Below are 19,743 nucleotides of genomic sequence, written 5' to 3' on the forward strand. Positions count from 1 at the left end.
AGATTGGCGGACCTCAGGTAGCACGCCGCGCCAACAGGACAGCGGCCTCGGCCACAGAGTCGAGGACCTGATCGGGAACATCACCCGAAGCCGATTCGGCTTCCGCCACGAACACCGCGCTGCGATCCCGCGCAGAGTCGTAATGCTCCCCGGTGAACTGCACATCGGGCAGAAACGGCTCGACGTCTCCACTGCCGTGTTCGTCGATCAGCCGTCGGAACTGCCGGGCTTGCGTGGCGTTGCGCATCTGCACCCGGGACACCAGAACGGATGCCGAACCGCCGTCGTAGCTGACGGGGAACTGCACGCGGTGCAACCCCCTGCACGGGTTCCGGGTAAAGAAGTCTTGCACACGCCCGTACGAGAAGACCGCACATTCAGCTGCCTCGCGCGTCTTGCTGGTTCCTTTCCGGAGACCGAGTCGACGCCATGCCTGTACGGGTTTGCCACGCTGAACGTCTTTTCGGACCTTGGAAAGGTTCTTGCTGATGTTGCGCACGACCGCCGACTCAGCAGCCGACATCGCCGACGCCGCTGTGCCACCGCCTCCGCCGACACCTGCACCGATACCACCGGCACCGCTGCTGGCGGCCCAAATGGCCAACGCTGCACCGCCCGCGACAACTGTTGCGGCGCCACCTCCGCCGCCTCCGCCACCTATAGGGTATTTCGAGCCATCCGGACGACTTCGGAATCTTGGTGCCACTGTGCTCCTCTCTGCACTGGTGGCACTCTGCGGTAGACGGCGCGTTCCGCGTGGAACAATTGAGCTACATCACCCGATCAGCGCACGCTCCATCCAGGAGTAACTCGACCGTTCGTCCAATCCAGCCGGTCCAACAGTCCGCTCACTCCGAGCTGCGGTGCTCCGTTCACTCCGATCGGCCGACGACGTCGAAGGTCATGGCGCGGGCGCTGCCGAGGTAGTTGGCCGGGTCGCAGAGCTCGTCGATGCGGTTCTCTCCGAGCTGCTCGACGAGTTCGGGATGGTGGCGCAGCTCGCGGGCGAGGTCGTCGCCCCGCTCGATCGCGTTGCGGCAAGCGTCGTAGACCACTTCGTGCGCGCGTTGCCGCCCGAGCACGGGCGCGACGGCCATCATGACGGCCTCGGCCACGATGAGGCCGCCGGTGCGCGAAGTGTTGGCGCGCATCCGGTCGACGTCCACTTCGAGCCCGCCGAGCATGAATTCGGCCTGGTGCAACGAAGAAGCCGCGAGTTGGAAGGCCTCCGGCACGGCGGCCCATTCGAGGTGCCACGGGCCGGTGGCCCGCTCGAAGTCCTGCATCATCGCGTCGAGCATCGAAGAAGCCTTGTCCCGCAGCAGTTTCGCGGTGGCGACCAGCAGTTCGCTGGAGATCGGGTTGCGCTTCTGCGGCATGGTCGAGCTGGCGCCGCGGCCGGGCACGAACGGCTCGGCGAGTTCGCCGAACTCCGAGGAGCACATCATCATCACGTCCCACCCGATCTTGCCGAGCGAGCCGCCGATCGCGGCCAGCAGCGAGACGATCTCGTTGAGCCCGTCGCGCGCGACGTGCCAGGTGATCCCGGGGTCGCGCAGCCCGAGCTCGGTCGCGAGCGCGGACCGCACTGCGAGTCCTTCGGGGCCGTCGCCCAACGATGCGAGGGTTCCGGCAGCGCCGCCGAACTGCACCATGAGATCCCGTTCGCGTGCTTGCGCGAGCCGTTCGCGGTGCCGGTCCAGCGCCGAAACCCAGACGGCGGCCCGGAATCCGAACGTCACCGGCAGCGCGTGCTGCAGATGCGTGCGGCCGGCCGCGACGGTGTCCGCGTGCTCGGCGGCCAGTCGGCGCAGCGCAGCGCGCACCCGGTCCAAGGCCGCCGCGACCAGGTCGAGCCCGTCGCGGCATTGCAGCATCGTGGCGGTGTCCATGATGTCCTGAGTGGTCGCTCCCCAGTGCAGGTAGCCGCCGGCCTCGCCGCACTGCTCGGCGAGCTGGGTGACCAGCGGCAGCACCGGGTAACCGACGTTCCCGGTCTCGACGCGCAGCCGCTCGTGGTCGAGCGAATCCGGAAGGACCGAGTCGGTGATGGTCTGCGCGGCCTCGTGCGGCACGACACCGGTCTTCGCCTGCGCTCGAGCGAGCGCGGCCTCCGTTTCGGTCATGCGCGCGACGAACGCGGTGTCGCTGAAGACCTCGCGCATCTGGGCGGTGGAGAACATGTCGCGGTAGAGGAAGGAATCGAAGACTGAGCTGTTCACTGTGGACTCCCAGAGGTCGCGGCTGTGGTGCGCGCGGACGGTTCGGCGGGGTCGGACTCGTCGGCTTCGCGGTCGAGCACGGCGGGATCGGCGAGGACTTCGCGCAGCCGCGCGCGGTCGAGGTCGCCGTTGAACCGCGCGATGACCACGGTGGCGACGACGTTGCCGAACGTGTTGCAGGCCGAAATGGCCATCGACATCACCCGGTAGACGCCGAACAGGATCGCGACCCCGTCCACCGGCAGGTATCCGGTGGCGGCCACGGTCGAGGCGAAGACGACGAACGTGCCGCCGGATACCGTGGCCGCGCCCTTCGAGGTCAGCAGCATGATCAGCAGCAGCCCGAGCTGCTGTTCCACACCCATCGGCACGCCGTAGGCGTTGGCCAGGAACAGCGTGCACAGCGCCAGGTAGATCGAGGTGCCGTCCAGGTTGAACGCATATCCGGTCGGCATCACCAAGCCGACCGTCTGCCGGGACAGGCCCATCCGCGGGAGTTTCTTGAGCAGCCCAGGCAGTCCGGCTTCGGACGAGGCGGTGCCGAGCACCAGGGTCAGCTCGGTGCGCACCGCCCGCAGCAGCCGCAGCACGCTAACCCCCGCCGCGAGGCAGATCCCGCCGAGCACGAACAGGACGAACAGGATCACCACGATCCAGTACTCCGCCACCAGCTCGGCCAGCGCCAGCAGCATCGCCGAACCGTTGGTGCCCACCGAGTACGCGATCGCACCGAAGGTCCCGATCGGCGCGAGCCGCATGATCACGTTGATGAGCGCGAAAAACCCTTCCGAGACCGTTTCCAGACCCGCGGTGAACCGCGCCTGCACCGGCGGCGCGAGCGTCAGCACCCCGATACCGAGCAACACCGCGATCACGACGACCTGCAGCAGATGGCCGGAGCTGAACGCGCCGACGAAGTTGTCCGGCACGACCGTGGCGAGGAACCCTTCGTCGCCGCCTTCGCCGGAGGGGACCTCCTCGGCCGCGCCCGCTCCCTGGAGCGCCCCGGCACCGATGCCGACGCCGGAGAGGTTGCCCGCCAGCAGCCCGAGCAGCAGGGCGACGGTGGAAACGACCTCGAAGTAGATCAGTGCGAGCAGCCCGGTCCGGCTCGCCTTCTTCAGATCGCCCGCCGCGGTGATGCCCATGACGACGGTGAGGAACACCAGCGGCGCGACCCCGATCTTGATCAGATCCAGGAAGGTGTCCCCGACGACCTTCAGGTTCGCCGAGAACTGCGGAAACGCCGCGCCGACGGCGATCCCCAGCACGATCGAGATCAGCACCTGGTTGCCGATTCCCGCGTACCAGCGGCGTTTCGGGCGGCGGTCCGGCGGCGGCTGCTCCGCTGATCCCATGCTCGACACCCCTCTGTGTCTAGACACATTTTCTGTCTAGACACATTGCGGTGCGGTCGGGCCGGTTGTCAACCGACGGACCGCGAGTTACGCGGAGGGGCCGGACCGCACGAGCGTGGTCCGGTAGCTGAACGTCTCCGCGGGGTGCACGCCCACGGTCGCCTCGAACAGCTCGCCGTCCGGGTCGTAGTAGCAGCGCACGAACTCCAGGCCGGGGCTGCCCGGTTCCAGGTCGAGCGCGTCGGCAGGCTCGTGCGGCAGCGCGACGGCGCGAACCTGCTGCACGACTCGGTGGGTGGATCGCCCGGTGCGTTCCTGCACGAGATCGCTGATCAGCCGAGCGCTGCTGCCGAGGTCGTCGGCGATGGCCGCGGCGTCGTCCGGCGAGAGGTAGACCTGCGACCAGGAAACGGCCGAACCGTCCGGCGCCCGCCGCAGCGTGGTCAGCCGCGTGCGGACGGCACCGGCAGCGAGCCCGGTCACCGCGGCCAGTTCGTTGTCCACGGTGATCCGCTGCGTGGCGGTGATCTCCCGGACCGCGTCCCGTCCGTACTGGGTCAGTTCCTCCAGGCTGCCCAGCGAGGTGTCGAACCGCTGCGCCGGGGCGGACCGTTCGACGCGGGTTCCGTCCCCCTTGCGCCGCGAGACCAGGCCGCGCGACTCCAGCTCGCGCAGCGCGTTGCGCAGGGTCTCGCGGGAGACCTGGTACGACGACGCCAGCTCCGGCTCGGGCGGCATCCGCTCCCCGACCGCCCAGCGCTGGTGAGCGATCTCGCCCGCCAGGCCGCGGGCGATCTGCAAGTAGCGCGGCTCCTTCGCCCCGTTCACAGCACGCGCGTCCATATCGCACAGCATCCCACGTCGCGCGCAGGTTGATACGCCGCGACATACGACCGGTTGATCACTCGGCCCACGAACTCCCGCCGAAAACCGCAAAACGCACTCGCCCGGATTTGCCCGGCGTTACGGTTGGCGCGGTCGAATGGCCGCGGATCCAGCGTCCTCGCGGGTCCGCTGCCCGAGGGGGAATCATGAGATCTTCCGCGTCAGACCCGTTCGATGGACCGGCGAGCAGCACCGATCCGATCGTGATCGATCCGTTGGTGCGCGATCTCGACGGCGAGACCCGCGCGCTGCGCGCGGCCGGTCCGCTGGTGCGCGTCGAGCTGCTCGGCGTACCCGCGTGGTCGGTCACCCGCCACGCCGAAGCCAGGCGGTTGCTCACCGATCCGCGGCTGGTCAAAGACATCGGGCGGTGGAAGCTGTGGCGCACCGGTGCGGTCACCCGTGCTTGGCCGCTGATCGGCATGATCGACCCCGGGCGCTCGATGTTCACAGTGGACGGAGCGGAACACCGGCGACTGCGCGCGAAGACGGCGCAGGCGATGACGCCGCGGCGGCTGGAGAACATCCGGCCGTTGATCGCCGGCACCGTCCGGGAGCTGCTCGACGAACTCGCCGCACAGGGCGAGCACGGCCCGGTCGATCTCAAAGAGCTGTTCGCGCAGCCGTTGCCGATGGCGGTGATCAGCGCGCTGATGGGCGTTCCGGCCGACCTGCGCGCTCGGCTGCACACGCTTTACAAGGCGTTCTTCTCGATGCTGACGCCGCAGGACGAGCGGCTGGCGGTCTTCGCCGAACTCGACGACATCTTCCTGGAGTTGGTGCGGGCGCGTGCCGCCGAACCCGCCGACGACCTCACCAGTGCGCTGATCACGGCCGAGGAAGGCGGCGAACCGCTCACCGAGCAGGAAGTGCTCGGCAACCTCAAAGCGATGGTGGGCGCGGGGCATGAGACGACGGTCAGCCTGATCCTCAACGCCGTGCGGGCGCTGCTCGACCACCCCGATCAGCTGCGCATGGTGCTGGCCGGCGAAATCGGCTGGGATGCGGTGATCGAGGAGGCGCTGCGCTGGGACACGCCGACCACGCACCTGCTGATGCGGTTCGCCACCGCGGACATCGAAGTCGGTGGCGAGGTGATCCGCGAAGGCGATGGAGTCGTGCTGTCGTATCGCGCGATCGGCCGGGACACCGGGCATCACGGGCCGGACGCGGACGAGTTCCGCATCGACCGCGCCGATGCGGCCAGGCACATGACCTTCGGTCACGGCCCGCACGTCTGCCCAGGAGCGGGACTGTCCAGAATGGAGGCCGGTATCGCACTTCCCGCGCTGTTCGAGCGGTTTCCCCGGCTGCGCGCGGCAGTGCCCGCGGTGCAGAACCAGCCCGTGCTCACGCAGAACGACCTGCAGGAGTTCCCGGTCTTGCTGCACGGTGGTTGATCCGGCGCGGGCGCGGCGGCCCGGATCGGGTCCGGCTACGCCGTGATCGCCTCTTACCTCGGCACGGTCGGCGAGTCGGGGATCACCGCTCCCGCCGCGGAAACCGCCGAAGGCGTCCTGGCGAAGTCCACTCCGGACAGAGCGCTCTTCCCGGCCGCACCGCTGAGCGAGGCGTTCTCGCACCACTCGCTCGAAGCCCGCGCCGGAATCCCGCCGGAAACGGGCTACTTCCCCCTCGCAGCAGCCGACCTCGACGGCATCGACGCGATCGCGTTCATCACCGACGCTTCCGAACCTCGCACCACGTGACCGGAGTGAGCGGACCGTCGGTCCCACTAGATTGGACCAACAGTCCGTTCACTCGGTAAGTCCGGCGGGTGCGTTCGGAGTGAGCGGAACTTTGGTCCCACTAGATTGGTCAAACGGTCCGTTCGCTCGGTTTGGGAGGGGCCGGGCAGCGGTGGGAGTGGGAGTCCGCTGCCCGGCCGACCGGCGACCGCGGGGAGGGGTGCGGGCGCCGGGGATTGGGTGCCTCGCCGGGGCGCTCGCCTACGGGGGTGCGAGCGAGACCGGCGAGGCGCGGGCCGCCGGTCGGGGGCAGCGGCGACCCGATTTTGTGACACCTCCTCTTGGTCGTTACTTCATCATTGAAAGGATCGGCACTCAGCGTGTCAGGGTGGACACGTACAGTATGCATCGCTGCGATCAACCGGAGTTGCACAGATCTTGCACAGATCAGCGCCTTGCCCTCCCGACCCGGGCTCGCCACGCTGATCCTGAGCGCACCGCACCACTACGAGGGAGCCGCGCATGGAGGCCACGACACCGCACGCCGGGACAGCCGTCGCTCTGCGCCGCAAAGAACTCGGCTGGACGCAACAGAAACTCGCCACCGAGGCGCGGCTATCGCAGTCGCTGGTCAGCAAGCTGGAAGTCGGTGATCGGCCGGCCACGCACGCGGTGCTGGCGCTGCTCGCGCGCACATTGCAGGTGCCGGTGGAGAAGCTGACCGGCCAGCCCTACGACGACGGCGGTAGCCGGGACGCGCGCACGCACGACGCGGTGGAACAGCTCCGCACGGTGTTGCGCAGGGCCGAGTTCCCCGCCGAGATCGCACCGAGGCCCTGCGACGAGCTTGCCGCCGATGTCGCCGAAACAGCGAAGCTGCGCCAGGACGCCGAATATCACAAACTCCTCGATCGCCTGCCCGCACTGCTCGCAGAGGTGTCCGCCGCAGCGTCGGACTCCTCCTCGGCAGACAGGCGACGAGCGAATCTGCTGTTGCTGCACAGCTATTTCGCCGCGCATAACGTCGTGCACCGCCTCGGCTATCGGGATCTGGCCGAGTCGATCGAACCGAAACTCCTCGCCGCTGCCGAGCGCAGCGGCGACGACCTGGCAGTCGCGCTCGCCCACTGGGTTCGTGCGCAGTCGTTCCAATCTGCCGGTGATTACCGCCATGGCCTGGCTCTGATGGACACGACCCGAGGCGGTCTCGGCGACGAGCACGCGGAGCTCACTCCGGCCGAGCTCACGCTGCACGGCAGCTTGCACCTGCGGTCGGTCACGCTTGCTTCCCGCGCGGGCGATCTGGACCGGACCGAGGAACACCTGCGCACCGCCCGCTCGTTGGCGGACCGGCTCAACGGCCCGGACCAAGTCCACTATGGACTCACATTCGGGCACGCCAACGTGACCACGCACGAAACCGCGGCCAGGGTGGAACTCGGCGACCATCCCGGAGCCCTGGCCGCCGCCGAGACATGGACGCCACCGGCGACAATGGCGCGTTCCCGGCGCGGACATCACTACATCGACCTGGCCCGCGCTCACCTGCACAGCGGGAACCGAGCCGAGAGCCTCACCGCGCTCAAACACGCTCGTTCCATCGCACCCCAGCAAACGCGCCTGCACCCGATGACACGCGAAACGACCGCGGTACTGCTGAGCCTGCACCGCCGCAGCAACACCGACCTGTCCGAACTCGCCACCTGGCTCGGCCTCTGACGCCGACTGGGACGATCCGTACTGCTGATCTCTGCTCGAGCCCTCGACCGAAAGGTGTCGACCGTGCGCATCGGAATCACCGGCCACACGAACCTCACCCCTGCGACAAGTGTCCTGGTCCGCGAGGTGCTGGACGTTGAGCTGGCGGGGTACGACGCCGGTCTGATCGGCCTGAGCTGCCTCGCGCGCGGTGCCGATCAGCTGTTCGCGCGGGCAGTGCTCGACGCGGGCGGTTCGCTGGAAGTCGTGCTACCCGCCGCCGATTACCGCGCACGCAAGGTGAAACCGGACAACGCGGCAGATTTCGAGGAGTTGCTCGGGAAGGCGGCCGAGGTGCACACCATGCCGTTCGCCGAGTCGAACCGGGACGCGTACATGGCCGCGAGCGAACACGTCCTCAGCTCCGTCGACAAGATGCTCGCGGTCTGGGACGGTCAGCCCGCCGGTGGCCACGGCGGTACCGGCGACGTCGTGCACGCCGCACGCGAACGCGGCATTCCCCTCACCGTCGTGTGGCCGGAAGGCGCCGCCCGCGCCTGATCACAACCCTTTTCCGCAGGTCACCATCGGGAACTTCGAGGCTGCGCAGAGTCGTGCGCCGATCGCACGCGCGGCAGCAGCGCTGAACCACCGAGCGAAGGGAATTCCCTGAACCGGACGGCAGAAGTGGCGCACCGCTGGGTCACCGGTGCTCGGGTGGGAAGCTTCCGGAGAAGGAGTACGCACAGCCGACAGCGCGCGGAGGAACCCATGCAGCAGCACCGACCGGAACACTCGTCTCGGCCGGGCGAGCCGAAAGCCATCTCGCGACGCCGGCTGGGCGGGCTGCTCGGGGCCGTGGGCGCTGCGGGAGCGCTCGGGATCGCCGGCTGCAGTTCCCCGGCCGCACAACGGAACGCCACCCAAGCCCGTCCCACCGGCTCGGCCGCTCCGGACGGCGTGCTCGGCGCGAACTTCAACGGCGACGCGGAGATCGTCACCTTCCCCGAACTCCAGGAAGTCGAAGCCAGCTGGCTGCGCGGCTTCTACACGATGCGCGACGCCGACAAGGACGATCCGGCGAAGCAGCCCCAGATCAGCAAGCTTCTCGAGGCCGCCGACCGGGGCTACGGAACGCTGCTGTCGCTGAAGTTCCAGTACCACGAAAAGGAAATCCCGCAGCCCGGCACCCCGGCGATGGACGAGGAACTGGCCAGGGTGGACAAGGTGCTGCCCGCCGCGATGAACCGGATGGACATCCTGACGATCGGCAACGAGCCGTTCTTCGAGACCCGCGATCAGGACAAGAACGAGAAGCTCAACAACTTCTACGAGGCGGTCGCCGAGCACGTCATCTCCTACCGCGATCGCGAGTTCGGGCCGAACTGCAAGACCCGGCTGTACATGGGCGCGCTGAACCGGCTCGACGAGCCGGAATGGCACACCCCGGCCACCGAGCGGTGGATGACCTTCGTGCGCGAGACACCGGCCATCGAAGGCGTCGACATCCACCCGCACGTGGCGAAGCCGGAGAACGTGCAGAAGTACCTCGACTACGTGCTGCCGAAGCTGCGGCCCGACCAGAAGTTCCTGGCCACCGAGTTCTCGCTGGTGCTGTTCTGGGAGGACCAGATGGAACAGCCCGTCTCCGGGAAGTTCGCCAAGCAATACGGCTTCCCGGCGGACACCAAGGTGTGGCAGGTCGTCGACGCCGCGATCGACAAGCGGTTCCCGCAGCAGCAGTGGAACGACTTCCTGTCGATGAGCCCCTGGTACGAGAACCACAAGCACTTCCTGCGCAACCAGGTGCAGCGGTTCCGGGACACCGGCAAGCTCGCGCTGGCCACCTACGGCATCGCGCAGGACGACGCGATGGTCACCAACTGGGACAAGAACTCGAAGCCGTGGCTGTTCAACAGCCTGTTCGCGTCCAAAACCGTGCAACCCGGGCCGGACGGGCTGCCGGGGCGCAGCTACGGGTGGATCGAAGACTTCCGCGCGCTGCAACGGGAAAGCGACCGGCGCCCGACGCGGTGACCCCGCCGCTGCACTGACACCGGTGCGGTGAGCACGCGGCGGCAGCACCCGCGCCGGTTACCTGCTCCGCCGCCGCTGGTCTCGCTGCGAACCGAGAGGTGCGCGGCCCGAACCCGGGGTGACCGGAGCTGAGCCTCCGCGAGCCGCGAGCGGACCGGTCGGGGCGGCTGGTTATCGTCGGGCCGCTATGACTCAGGACGGCCGCCGGGTGTACTTGCACCTGGGTTCCCCGAAGACGGGCACCACCTATCTCCAGGACGTCCTCTGGCGCAACCAGGACTCCTTGGCCGCGGCGGGCGTGCGCTACCCGGGCGACGTCCCGGAAGCGCACTTCCACGCGTCGATGGACCTGCAGGGAGTCCAGTTCCAGGAGGACTGGTTCGACGAGAACGTGCCGGGCGCGTGGGCGCGGCTCGTCGACGACGCGCGGCAGTGGCCGGGCACGGTGGTGCTCTCGCACGAACTGTTCTGCACCGCCGACCCGGCGGCCGTCGAGCGGGCGGTGTCCGACCTGGCCTTCGCCGAGCTGCACCTGGTCTGCACCGCCCGCGACCTGGCGCGGCAGATCCCGGCCGTGTGGCAGGAGGACATCAAGAACCGGCACGTGCTCAGCTTCGCCGAGTTCGTCGCGGGCGTTCGCGGCGGCCCGGAACCGCACTACCTCAGCGAGCTGTTCTGGGAACGCCAGGACCTGCCCGCGATCCTGCGCAGGTGGGCGGCCGAGGTGCCTGCCGAACGCGTCCACGTGGTCACGGTTCCGCCGGAGCAGCCGCCGGAGCTGCTCTGGGAGCGGTTCTGCGAGCTGCTGGAGATCGACCCCGCCGCGTTCGACGCCACCGTCGAGCGGCCGAACCGGTCGCTGGGGGTGGCTGAGACCGAGCTGGTGCACCGCCTCAACCAGCAGCTCGACGGCCGCATCGATTGGCCGGGGCACGACGGCGTGGTCAAGTACGGGATCGCCACCGAGATCCTGGGGCAGCGCTCGTCCCGCACGCCGCTGCGACTGCCGGACGAGGACCGGGAATGGGTGCACGAGCGGGCGGACCGGATGGTCGCCGAGCTGATCCGGCGCGGCTACCACGTCGTCGGTGATCTGAAGGAGCTGCTGCCCGCGCCGGACGCGGGCGGGCCGGCGCAGCACCCCGACCAGGCTGAGCAGGGCGAGGTGCTCGAGGTCGCCGTCGAAGCCCTCGCCGGGCTGGCCGAACGGTATGCCGAGCTGGAGGCGACGGCCGAACGCGCGCTGGGACGACCGGAAGCGCCCAGCGGAGTGCGGGAAAGCCTGCGCCACCTGTGCGAGCAGGACGCCGCGCTGTCCCGCGCGTACCGGGTGCTGGCGGAATCGAAATCCGCGCTCGCCCGGATCGGTCGCCGCAACCGAGAATGACGGGCCGCTGCACTGCGGGCACCGATGGCCGACCGTCTCGACGGTCCACAGCGGACGTGCACCGCGAAAAGCATTGCACCGCCGACCGAATCCGCGAATCCGATGTGTGCGGACTCGTGCGCGGATCGCGGCGACCGGCCGCGTCAGCCGTTCACGAGCCCGCCGTCGACGACCAGGTTCTGCCCGGACACCGCGCGCGCCCACGGCGAGGCGAAGAACAGCACCGCATCGGCGAACTCCTCCGGAGTCACCACCCTGCGCAGCGGAGTGGCCTGCGCGATTCCGTCGAAGACCTCCTCCGGGGTGTCCGCGCTGGCGTCCGTGGTGCGCAGCAGGCCGCCGGAGACCATGTTCACGGTGATCCCGTCCGGGCCGAGGTCCGCCGCGAACGTCCGGGTCAGCGACAGCAGCGCGGCCTTGGCCGCCGTGTAGTCGTGATACGGCACGACCGGGCGCTGGAACAGGTTCGTGCCGATGTTGATGATCTGCCCGGTGCCCTGCGCGCGCAGCTGCGGCAACGCTGCTCGTGTCGTGTGCAGCGCGCCGCTGACGGAACCGCGGAACTGCGCGTCGAACTCGCCCCAGCCGATTTCCCCGGCGTGCGAACGGGATTCGCCGTTGAACGAGAAATCCGCGAGCGCGTTGTTGACCACCGTCGTCACCGGCCGGTCGAAACGCTGCGCGATCGTCTCGAACATCGCGTGCACCTGCTGCTCGTCGGTGACGTCCGCCTGCACCGCGAGCGCCCGGTCGCCGATCTCCGCGGCGAGCGCCTCCGCCCGTTCGCGGCTGCGCCGGTAATTGAGCACAACACGAGCGCCTTGCCCGGCGAACGCCCGCGCGATCGAACTGCCCAGGCCGCGCCCGCCGCCGGTGACCAGCACGAGCCGATCGGTGAGCCATTGACCACGTTCGTCCATGGCCACACGGTATCGGCGCCCGCCGGTGGCGATGCGATCCCGGGCCAGTCCGCTCGCGGTCGTACGCCCGACATATCTGAAATGTCCACAATGGCGGACGAAACGCACCTCCAGCCGGTGCCACCCGGGCTCAAAGGACGTGGAACCCCGCATCCACCGGCAACCCCACACCGGTGACGTAGCGGGAAGCGTCCGAAGCCAGCCACAGCACGGCATCGCTGATGTCGCCGGGTTGCAGCATCTTGACCGGCAGCGCGTTGCGCAGCATCTCCGCGTCCGCGGGATGCTCGGCGAAATACTCGCGCAGCGAGTCGTTCTCCAGCATCGGAGTGTCCACACCGGACGGATGCACGGTGTTGACCCGGATGCTCTCCTTCGCCAACCCCACCGCGTAAGACTTCATCAGGCCGACCACGCCGTGCTTGGCCGCCGTGTAGGCCAGCACCGCTGGAGTGCCGGGTGCGCCGACCAGGCCCTTCAAGCTCGCGGTCGATCCGGTCATGATGATCGACCCGCCGCGGCCGGTTTCGCGCAGCGGCGGCAGAGCCGCTTCCACGGTGTTCCAGACGCCGGTCATGTTCGTGGCGACGATGGTGTTCCAGGTCTGCGAGTCCGAGGTTCCCTCGGCCGCCAGGACCGTCGAAATCCCGGCGTTGACCACCACGATGTCCAGACCGCCCAGTTCCGCGGCACCCTTCGCCACCACGGAAGCCAGGTCGTCACCATCGCGCACGTCCACCTGAGCGGTCACGATCCGGCGATCGTGGTTCTGGACCAGCCGCGCGGTCTCCGCGAGGTCGTCCGGAACCGGCATGGCGTACGGCATCTCCGGCACGGTTTCGCAGCGGTCCACCGCGATCACGTCGGCCCCGGCCTCCGCGAGCCGGGTCGCGTGCGAGCGGCCCTGACCGCGGGCGGCTCCGGTAACGAGTGCGATCTTTCCGGTCAGTGCTCCCAAGATGACGTCTCCCGCCAGGTAGCGATCACGGCGAAACCATCCTGATCAGCACTCTCCATGCACGGCAAGTACCCGATCGCAGCAGCGTCCGCGCCCGCAGCACGGTCCGACTAGTGTTGTCGGTTTCAGCGTCGGCGGGCTGGAAGTGGCGCGGGAACCGTTCGCCGAGCTGTTCCAGCGCGCGCGGGCCGCGGGTCTGCGCAGCCTGCCGCACGCCGGGGAAACGGGCGGGCCGGACCGGGTCTGGTCGGCACTGCGCGACCTGGGCGCCGAGCGGATCGGCCACGGCATCGGCAGCATGAGCGACCCCGCGCTGCTGGAGCACCTGCGGGAACATCGGATTCCGCTGGACGTCTCGCCGACTTCCAACCTGCGCACTCGTGCGGTGGCCGGTCTGCAGGATCATCCGCTGCCGCGCATGTTGCGGGAGGGATTGCTGGTCACGCTCAACAGCGACGATCCGCCGATGTTCGGCACCGACCTCACCCAGGAGTACCGCACCGCGAACCGGATGGGCCTGGATCGCACCGACCTGGCCGCACTTGCTCGCAACGGAGTGCAGGCCGGCTTCCTCGAACCCGACAGGAAGGCGCGGCTGACGAACGAGATAGACGCCGTGCTGACCGGGCAGAACCAGGAGTGATGGCCGCGGACCGGCGCAGCATCGTAGGGTCCGGGCGGTTCGACGCTGCGCCGGTCCCCGGCGTCTTCGTGAGATGTCGGCGACTCCCCGCCGACGTTGTGCGATCCACCGCCCGCCCACGCGCAGGAAGGCAGCACACCCATGAGCACCATCCCCCGCTTCCACCTGGCCATGCCCGTCGACGACCTGTCCGCGGCACGCCACTTCTACGGCGAGGTGCTCGGACTGGACCAAGGCCGCAGCGCGGAGACCTGGGTGGACTGGAACCTGCACGGCCACCAGTTCGTGACGCACCTGGCGCCCGAACGCCGCTCGGCCGTGCACAACCCGGTCGACGGTCACGACGTGCCGGTGCCGCACTTCGGCCTGCTGCTGACCGTCCCGGAGTTCCACGAGCTGGCGAACCGGCTGCGCGCGGCGGGCACCGAGTTCGTGATCGAGCCCTACGTGCGGTTCGAGGGGCAGCCCGGTGAGCAGTGGACGATGTTCCTGCACGACCCGGCGGGCAACGCCCTGGAGTTCAAGGCGTTCGCCGACGACTCGCAGGTCTTCGCGGTCTGAAACGGGCCGAGTTCGGGCCGCCGCGCGGGTGAACCCGCGCCCCGCCGCGGGTAAGCCTCTCAGGTGCCCCGCGGCGGCTCGCCACGAGGCGACCGACGCGGGAGGTGCCGATGCGACGCGGACGGCAATCGGACGACCCGGCGCTGATCACCGACGCCGAACCGTCGTTCGACGAAGAGCAGCGGCACCGCAAGCGCGTCTACGCCGTGCTGATGGTGGTGCACCTGGTGGGCTTCACGGCCGCCGGACTCCTCGCGCACATCTGGTGGCTGGCGCTGGCCATCGTGATCGTCACCGGGGCGCTGCCGTGGGTGGCGGTCGTTCTCGCCAACGACCGCACCGCACCTCCGGGCAGGCACCGCACGCGGCAACACGAGCGGCGCGCCGTCGAAGACCGCCACCACGACCACATCGACACCGACCAGCGACAGCCCTGACAGCCGCTACCCGCGCGGTTACCGAAGGATGCCGACCGCGCCGTAGACGTTGCCGCGGGCGGCTTCTTCCTCGGTGACCGGCTCGTCGGGCCGCCACTTCGCAGCGGGCACCACGCCCGGTTCGAGCAGGGTGTAGCCGGGCATCAGCGCGGCGACCTCCTCCGGTGTGCGCAGGTGCAGCTGCGGCGTGGAAGTCGAGGACAGCAGGTAGCGCAGCCCGGCGACTTCCTCATCGGTGCGCGTGATCTGCGCGTTGTTGGACACCGCCAGCGCACTTCCCGGCACGCACCTGTCCCGGTAGCGGGTCACCAGCGCCGCCCCGTCGGGGCTGGGAATGATGTCCAGGATCCCGAAGGCCAGCACCGCGATCGGCCGGTCGAAGTCCAGCAGTCCGGCCACGCCCGGCGCGTCGAGCACCGTCTCCACGTCGCAGGCGTCGGCTTCGGTGACGCTCACCTGCTCGTTCTCGCCGAGCAGGTAGCGGGCGTGGTGGCAGGCGATGACCTCCCAGTCCACGTAGGCCACGCGGGCGCGCGGGTTGTGCTCCTGCGCGATCTCGTGCACGTTGCCGACGGTCGGCACGCCGGAACCCAGGTCGAGGAACTGGTCGATCCCTTCCTCGGTCACCAGATGCCGCACGGCCCGGCCGAGGAATCCGCGGTTGGCCCAGCAGTAGTCCCGCTCGGTCGGCGCGATCCGCAGCGCTTGATCGGCCATTTCCCGATCCACCGCGAAATTCGCCGACCCGCCGAGGTGGTAGTCGTACATCCGGGCGATGTTGGCGCGGTCGAAGTCCGCGTTCGCCACTTGGGCGGCCAGCTCCGCGTCGTGATCCATGCCCGAAACCGTAACCGAACTGCGAGGTCTCGCGGAGGATTCACGCCGTCATCATTGCCCGAGCAGCACCGGGCGCCTGCGGATGACGGTCTCGTGCTCCTCGGGCGAGCTGCGCACCGCCACCGCGTACACCCCGTGCGGGCGGTGGTTGAACCGCAGCGGCAGATCGTCGACGCCGGAGCCGAGCCATTCGCGCATGTCCCGCTCGGTGCCGCCGACCTCCATCCACGCGATCCCGCCGGGTTCCCGGCCGTGCGGCGCGTCGTTCGCCGGGTGCGTGTCCGGGTCCATGTGGAACACGTTCGGCAGTCCGCGGCGCCACGCTTCCGGAGCGCTCGGCGTTCGCGGCGAACCGCGCACCGAGCCGTCCGCGGCCACGCGGGTCACGGTTTCTTCGACCGGCACGCCGAACCACTCGGCGTAGCGGTCCAGTTCCTCGCGGCTGTCCACGCCCGCGCACCAGCCGAGGAACACGTCACCTGCGCGGAGCTGGTCGAGGAACCACCGCCCGCCTGTGGTGCGCTCGGCGGTGACCGCATCGATGACGCTCTCCACTTCGAGGTACTGCCGCGGACCCAGCGCGGCGATGCGGTTGGCCGCGCCGATGTTCGGGAACCAGCCGCCTTCGCGGTCCCCGAGGCCCGTCTCGGCCCGCAGCCGCTCGGCTCCCTCGAACAGATTCTGCACCCCGAGCGCGATGTGATCGATCCGCAACATCGTTCGCCAGCCTAAACGTCAGGAGGGGTACCGACCACAAGGGATGGACGGCTTCGTCGCGTCCGGTCACGGTTGCGCGGGCTGGCGACCACCGATGATCTCGGACATGGTGCTGCCTGCGCGAAGCAGCGCCAGGGCGCGCTGGGCGATGAGTGCGGCGACGATGCGAGCCTCGGGGCACATACGTAGAGGGCGCGATTTCGCTGCTTCGCCAAGCGCACGAGAGGGCCGCGCGTCGTACCGCGCCCAGGGAACGCCGGGCGCCCCGCAACTAGTCGTTCCCGGGTTCCGGTTTGCGGCCGACGCCGCCGTAGCCGTCGACGTCCGCGCGCGGATCGTCGACCTCCGGGCGCCACAGGCTCACCGGAACCACGCCCGGTTCGACGAGTTCGAGATCGCGGAACAGCTCGCGGACCTGATCGGGAGTGCGCACGACGTAAGGAATCGCGCCGCTGGTCGCGTACTGGTCGTTGGCGGCGACCATTTCCTCGTGGGTGTCGGTGCCCTCGTAGTGCACGAGCACGCTGCCCGGCGGCAACGCTTCCAGCAGCTCCGCGACGATCCTCGCGGCCTCATCGGTGTCGGCGACGTGGCCGAGCACGCCCATCAGCACCAGCCCGATCGGCTGCGCGAAATCCAGGGTCGCGGCGGCTTCGCGGAGGATCACCGCGGGTTCGCGCACGTCGGCGTGCACGTAGTTCGTCGCACCCTCCGGGGAACTGGTCAGCAGCGCACGGGCGTGCACGAGAACGAGCGGATCGTTGTCCACGTAGACGATCCGGGCATCGGGCGCGCAGCGCTGCGCGATCTCGTGGGTGTTGTCGGCCGTCGGCAAGCCGGTGCCGACGTCGAGGAACTGGCGGATTCCCTCCTGCTCGACCGCGTACCGCACCGCGCGGCCGAGGAACAACCGGGATTCGCGGGCCACGGTGACCATCCGCGGGAAGTGCTCGCGGACGTAGTCGCCGATCTCCCGGTCGACCTCGTAGTTCTCCTTGCCGCCGAGCAGGTAGTTCCAGAACCGAGCCGAATGCGGCACGGTCGAATCGATGCCCGTCCGGTGATCGTCGGCCGCGTTCTGACTCAACCTGCTACCCCTCCGAATCCGTCCGCACCCAGGGTCCCCGGTTCGCCTGGCGCGCCGACCCGGTCATGATCGCAAAGGTGTCCGCGCGCGGAAAAGGAGGGATCGCCACCGGATGCGATCGACGCAGCGCGCTGCGTCGTTCCGACCAGCGCGCGGCCGAGCCGCTCAAGAGCTGAACCGCTGCTCCTGCTCGCGGATGCCGGGCAACCCGATCGTCTCCAGGAATCCCTGGAAAGTCTCCATGTCCCGCGAATCCGTCGAGTGCTGCGCGCGGAACGTCTCGAAAATTCCGCGGATCGCCGGTGTCGCCGCCAACAGGGCGCTGACCGGCGAGATCACCACGCCGAAACCGAGTTCGGCCAGCCGCGAGAACGGGATCTCGGCGGTGTTGCCGCCTTCCACGCGGTTGAACAGCAAGCAGTGCCCGGACAGCTCGCGCGCCACGGTCTCGATGTCCTCGACGGTGCGGGGAGCTTCGACGAACAGCACGTCCGCGCCTTCCGCGGCGAACCGGCGGGCCCGCTCGATCGCCGCGGGCAGGCCGTGCACCGCGGCGGCGTCGGTGCGCGCGATGATCAGCAGGTCCGGGTCGGTGCGCGCCGAGACGGCGGCGCGGATCTTGGCGCACGCCTCGTCCACGTCGAGCACGCTCTTGCCGGACATGTGGCCGCAGCGCTTCGGCGACTCCTGGTCCTCGAGCTGGATCGCGGCGACCCCGGCCTGCTCATAGTCGTGCACGGTGCGCACCACGTTGAGCGCGTTGCCGTAGCCGGTGTCCGCGTCGGCGATCAGCGGCACGTCCACGGCCTGGGACAGCCGCCGGGCGGTGTCGGCCATTTCGGTCGCGGTCACCAGCCCGATGTCCGGCCTGCCCAGCAGCGACGCGGCCACCCCGAACCCGCTGAGGTAGACGGCGCCGAAACCCGCCTGCTCGGCCAGCCGCGCGGTGATGCCGTCGTAGACGCCCGGCGCGACGACCGGTGCGGCGTCGGTGAGCGATTCGCGGAGCTTCCTGCGGACGTTCGGGCGCGGCCCGGCGAACTCCGACACGTGTTCCTCCTTGGTCGCAACGTTCTCCCCGCATCGTCGCGCACTCGACCGGCGCGCCGGTCCGGCGGGAGCGAGAGCGCGATCCTGCGCTCGAACCCGCGGCACGGGCTTCGCTCGCGCTGCGCCGGCCCCCTCAACTGCGGGGGTGGGGTTGTGCGAACTACGTCTCATTCGCACCGCGCCGTTCTTCGCGCCTCAACGATTTTCGCAGTTCATGGCACATCCGGGCGGGTCGCCCCGAGTGCGCGCGCCGCGCTGCGGTCCGGAGGGTGAGCGGCCATGAGCAAGACGACGAGCCTGATCATCATCATCGCCGGTGGCGTGCTGGCCATCGCAATGCTCTTCACCGCCCTGGCGGTCGGCTGAGCACCGAACCTGCAAGCACCAACCACGATTCAGCAAGACCGGAAACAGCAACGCGACGGGCCGGGCGGTTCTCCAACCGCCCGGCCCGTCGTTCGTCGTAGCCGCCGAAAGATCAGCGGGGCGCGCCGTCCTCGTCCGGGCGCATCCCCCGCCAAACCAGATCGACGAGGTTCTCGGTCTGGTTGCGCCAATCGCCGCTCGGATCGAGGAAAAGCAGTCCGCCGAGCCCGCGGAACACCGTCTCCGGATCGAGGTCCGCGCGCACCGTCCCGGCCGCGATGTTCGCCGTCAGCAGTTCGGCGACCGCACCGAGCACCATCTGGTGCGTGTTCGCGGGCAACTCCCCGCGGGATGCGGTCGCGGCGCGCAGCGCGTCGACGAGACCCCGCTTGGTCATCATGTAATGGGTCAGGTGGTCGGTCGTCCACACCCGGAAGGCCTGCTGCGGCGGGTGCGTTTCGAGCAGTTTCGGCACGACTTCGACCAGGGCGTCGACCTCGCGCTGGTAGACCGCGAGGATGAGCTCTTCCGGGGCGCTGAAGTGCCGGTACACCGTGCCGACGCCGACACCGGCCTGCTTGGCGATGGTGTTGAACGACAGCTCGCCCGACTCGGCCAGCGACTCGGCCGCCGCGTTGAGAATGCACTCGTGGTTGCGCCGGGTGTCCGCGCGCCGGGAGTTGACCGAGCCGGTCCCCATCGTTCCTCCGTACTCCGCGAGTCGCGGCGCGCGCCGGAGCCGGTGCGCCGCCTTCGTTGCGAAGCGGATTCTAATCCGCTAGTCTCGGTTCACATAGCGGATGATTATCCGCTTCTGTACATCCACTGCACTGCCTGGCCGCCGACTCGGCGTGGCCGTCTCCCACCAATGTGCCGCAAGGCCCGCGGACCC

19 protein-coding genes and 1 pseudogene are annotated in these 19,743 nt (G+C 69.2%); 9 read left to right on the plus strand and 11 right to left on the minus strand.

What is annotated here, in order from left to right:
* Window positions 1–13: 13 nt before the first annotated feature.
* The 4 genes from V1457_RS26650 to V1457_RS26665 form a co-directional block, all read right to left on the minus strand.
* Complete coding sequence (locus V1457_RS26650) at window positions 14–604, minus strand: hypothetical protein (protein ID WP_338597683.1); 591 nt, start codon at window positions 602–604, stop codon at window positions 14–16.
* Window positions 605–872: 268 nt separating this feature from the next.
* The gene (locus V1457_RS26655) at window positions 873–2,222 is read right to left on the minus strand and encodes an adenylosuccinate lyase family protein (protein ID WP_338597685.1); all 1,350 of its coding nucleotides are present in this window, start codon (window positions 2,220–2,222) and stop codon (window positions 873–875) included.
* Window positions 2,219–3,580: a cation:dicarboxylate symporter family transporter gene (locus V1457_RS26660; RefSeq protein ID WP_338597686.1), complete on the minus strand. Its 1,362-nt coding sequence runs from the start codon at window positions 3,578–3,580 to the stop codon at window positions 2,219–2,221. The genes V1457_RS26655 and V1457_RS26660 overlap by 4 nt, the downstream gene beginning before the upstream one ends.
* Window positions 3,581–3,667: 87 nt before the next feature.
* The gene (locus V1457_RS26665) at window positions 3,668–4,423 is read right to left on the minus strand and encodes a GntR family transcriptional regulator (RefSeq protein WP_338597688.1); all 756 of its coding nucleotides are present in this window, start codon (window positions 4,421–4,423) and stop codon (window positions 3,668–3,670) included.
* A gap of 245 nt (window positions 4,424–4,668) precedes the next feature.
* Between V1457_RS26665 and V1457_RS26670 the strand changes: the two genes are divergently transcribed.
* The 6 genes from V1457_RS26670 (at window position 4,669) to V1457_RS26695 (ending at window position 11,275) form a co-directional block, all read left to right on the plus strand.
* Window positions 4,669–5,865: a cytochrome P450 gene (locus V1457_RS26670; protein WP_200071569.1), complete on the plus strand. Its 1,197-nt coding sequence runs from the start codon at window positions 4,669–4,671 to the stop codon at window positions 5,863–5,865.
* A 42-nt stretch (window positions 5,866–5,907) separates the two neighbouring features.
* Complete coding sequence (locus tag V1457_RS26675) at window positions 5,908–6,174, plus strand: hypothetical protein (protein WP_338597690.1); 267 nt, start codon at window positions 5,908–5,910, stop codon at window positions 6,172–6,174.
* 501 nt (window positions 6,175–6,675) lie between these two features.
* The gene (locus tag V1457_RS26680) at window positions 6,676–7,872 is read left to right on the plus strand and encodes a helix-turn-helix transcriptional regulator (RefSeq protein WP_338597692.1); all 1,197 of its coding nucleotides are present in this window, start codon (window positions 6,676–6,678) and stop codon (window positions 7,870–7,872) included.
* A gap of 63 nt (window positions 7,873–7,935) precedes the next feature.
* Window positions 7,936–8,412: a hypothetical protein gene (locus V1457_RS26685; protein ID WP_338597694.1), complete on the plus strand. Its 477-nt coding sequence runs from the start codon at window positions 7,936–7,938 to the stop codon at window positions 8,410–8,412.
* Between the two features lie 210 nt (window positions 8,413–8,622).
* Window positions 8,623–9,888, plus strand: a complete 1,266-nt coding sequence (locus tag V1457_RS26690) for a hypothetical protein (RefSeq protein ID WP_233627877.1) — start codon at window positions 8,623–8,625, stop codon at window positions 9,886–9,888.
* Between the two features lie 187 nt (window positions 9,889–10,075).
* Window positions 10,076–11,275, plus strand: a complete 1,200-nt coding sequence (locus tag V1457_RS26695; RefSeq protein WP_200071574.1) for a hypothetical protein — start codon at window positions 10,076–10,078, stop codon at window positions 11,273–11,275.
* Between the two features lie 143 nt (window positions 11,276–11,418).
* Here the strand turns inward: V1457_RS26695 and V1457_RS26700 are convergent, their stop codons facing one another.
* Window positions 11,419–12,195 (minus strand): 3-oxoacyl-ACP reductase, encoded by a 777-nt coding sequence (locus V1457_RS26700; protein ID WP_200071575.1) that lies wholly within the window; start codon window positions 12,193–12,195, stop codon window positions 11,419–11,421.
* A 130-nt stretch (window positions 12,196–12,325) separates the two neighbouring features.
* Window positions 12,326–13,153 carry a mycofactocin-coupled SDR family oxidoreductase gene (locus V1457_RS26705; protein WP_338597697.1) on the minus strand — a complete coding sequence of 276 codons (828 nt, stop codon included), beginning with the start codon at window positions 13,151–13,153 and terminating at the stop codon, window positions 12,326–12,328.
* A 109-nt stretch (window positions 13,154–13,262) separates the two neighbouring features.
* On the opposite strand from V1457_RS26705, the pseudogene V1457_RS26710 reads away from it, so the two are divergent.
* From V1457_RS26710 to V1457_RS26720, 3 genes and pseudogenes are all read left to right on the plus strand, one after another.
* Window positions 13,263–13,796: pseudogene (locus V1457_RS26710) on the plus strand (adenosine deaminase); the annotation flags it as partial.
* A 141-nt stretch (window positions 13,797–13,937) separates the two neighbouring features.
* Entirely contained in the window at window positions 13,938–14,357 is a 420-nt protein-coding gene (locus V1457_RS26715; protein ID WP_200071578.1) for a VOC family protein, read from the plus strand.
* Window positions 14,358–14,467: 110 nt separating this feature from the next.
* Window positions 14,468–14,794, plus strand: coding sequence for a DUF3099 domain-containing protein (locus V1457_RS26720; protein ID WP_338597699.1), 327 nt, complete (start codon window positions 14,468–14,470; stop codon window positions 14,792–14,794).
* 18 nt (window positions 14,795–14,812) lie between these two features.
* Here the strand turns inward: V1457_RS26720 and V1457_RS26725 are convergent, their stop codons facing one another.
* The 5 genes from V1457_RS26725 to V1457_RS26745 all read right to left on the minus strand — a co-directional run bounded on the left by V1457_RS26725 (window position 14,813) and on the right by V1457_RS26745 (window position 19,551).
* Window positions 14,813–15,631, minus strand: a complete 819-nt coding sequence (locus V1457_RS26725; RefSeq protein WP_200071580.1) for an SAM-dependent methyltransferase — start codon at window positions 15,629–15,631, stop codon at window positions 14,813–14,815.
* A gap of 51 nt (window positions 15,632–15,682) precedes the next feature.
* Window positions 15,683–16,348 (minus strand): VOC family protein, encoded by a 666-nt coding sequence (locus V1457_RS26730; protein ID WP_200071581.1) that lies wholly within the window; start codon window positions 16,346–16,348, stop codon window positions 15,683–15,685.
* 271 nt (window positions 16,349–16,619) lie between these two features.
* Window positions 16,620–17,435: an SAM-dependent methyltransferase gene (locus V1457_RS26735; RefSeq protein WP_200071582.1), complete on the minus strand. Its 816-nt coding sequence runs from the start codon at window positions 17,433–17,435 to the stop codon at window positions 16,620–16,622.
* Between the two features lie 165 nt (window positions 17,436–17,600).
* Window positions 17,601–18,485, minus strand: a complete 885-nt coding sequence (locus V1457_RS26740) for an oxaloacetate decarboxylase (protein ID WP_295144936.1) — start codon at window positions 18,483–18,485, stop codon at window positions 17,601–17,603.
* Between the two features lie 478 nt (window positions 18,486–18,963).
* Entirely contained in the window at window positions 18,964–19,551 is a 588-nt protein-coding gene (locus V1457_RS26745; RefSeq protein ID WP_295144939.1) for a TetR/AcrR family transcriptional regulator, read from the minus strand.
* Window positions 19,552–19,743: the final 192 nt, after the last annotated feature.

The organism is Saccharopolyspora sp. SCSIO 74807, from assembly GCF_037023755.1.
Lineage (GTDB): Bacteria > Actinomycetota > Actinomycetes > Mycobacteriales > Pseudonocardiaceae > Saccharopolyspora_C > Saccharopolyspora_C galaxeae.

What these genes read in the sequence shown, in the direction of transcription:
- V1457_RS26690 (WP_233627877.1), top strand. Translation starts at nt 8,623, where the DNA reads ATGCAGCAGCACCGACCGGAACACTCGTCTCGGCCGGGCGAGCCGAAA.
- V1457_RS26665 (WP_338597688.1), bottom strand. Translation starts at nt 4,423, where the DNA reads ATGGACGCGCGTGCTGTGAACGGGGCGAAGGAGCCGCGCTACTTGCAG.
- V1457_RS26730 (WP_200071581.1), bottom strand. Translation starts at nt 16,348, where the DNA reads ATGTTGCGGATCGATCACATCGCGCTCGGGGTGCAGAATCTGTTCGAG.
- V1457_RS26725 (WP_200071580.1), bottom strand. Translation starts at nt 15,631, where the DNA reads ATGGATCACGACGCGGAGCTGGCCGCCCAAGTGGCGAACGCGGACTTC.
- V1457_RS26715 (WP_200071578.1), top strand. Translation starts at nt 13,938, where the DNA reads ATGAGCACCATCCCCCGCTTCCACCTGGCCATGCCCGTCGACGACCTG.
- V1457_RS26700 (WP_200071575.1), bottom strand. Translation starts at nt 12,195, where the DNA reads ATGGACGAACGTGGTCAATGGCTCACCGATCGGCTCGTGCTGGTCACC.
- V1457_RS26745 (WP_295144939.1), bottom strand. Translation starts at nt 19,551, where the DNA reads ATGGGGACCGGCTCGGTCAACTCCCGGCGCGCGGACACCCGGCGCAAC.
- V1457_RS26720 (WP_338597699.1), top strand. Translation starts at nt 14,468, where the DNA reads ATGCGACGCGGACGGCAATCGGACGACCCGGCGCTGATCACCGACGCC.
- V1457_RS26680 (WP_338597692.1), top strand. Translation starts at nt 6,676, where the DNA reads ATGGAGGCCACGACACCGCACGCCGGGACAGCCGTCGCTCTGCGCCGC.
- V1457_RS26695 (WP_200071574.1), top strand. Translation starts at nt 10,076, where the DNA reads ATGACTCAGGACGGCCGCCGGGTGTACTTGCACCTGGGTTCCCCGAAG.
- V1457_RS26660 (WP_338597686.1), bottom strand. Translation starts at nt 3,580, where the DNA reads ATGGGATCAGCGGAGCAGCCGCCGCCGGACCGCCGCCCGAAACGCCGC.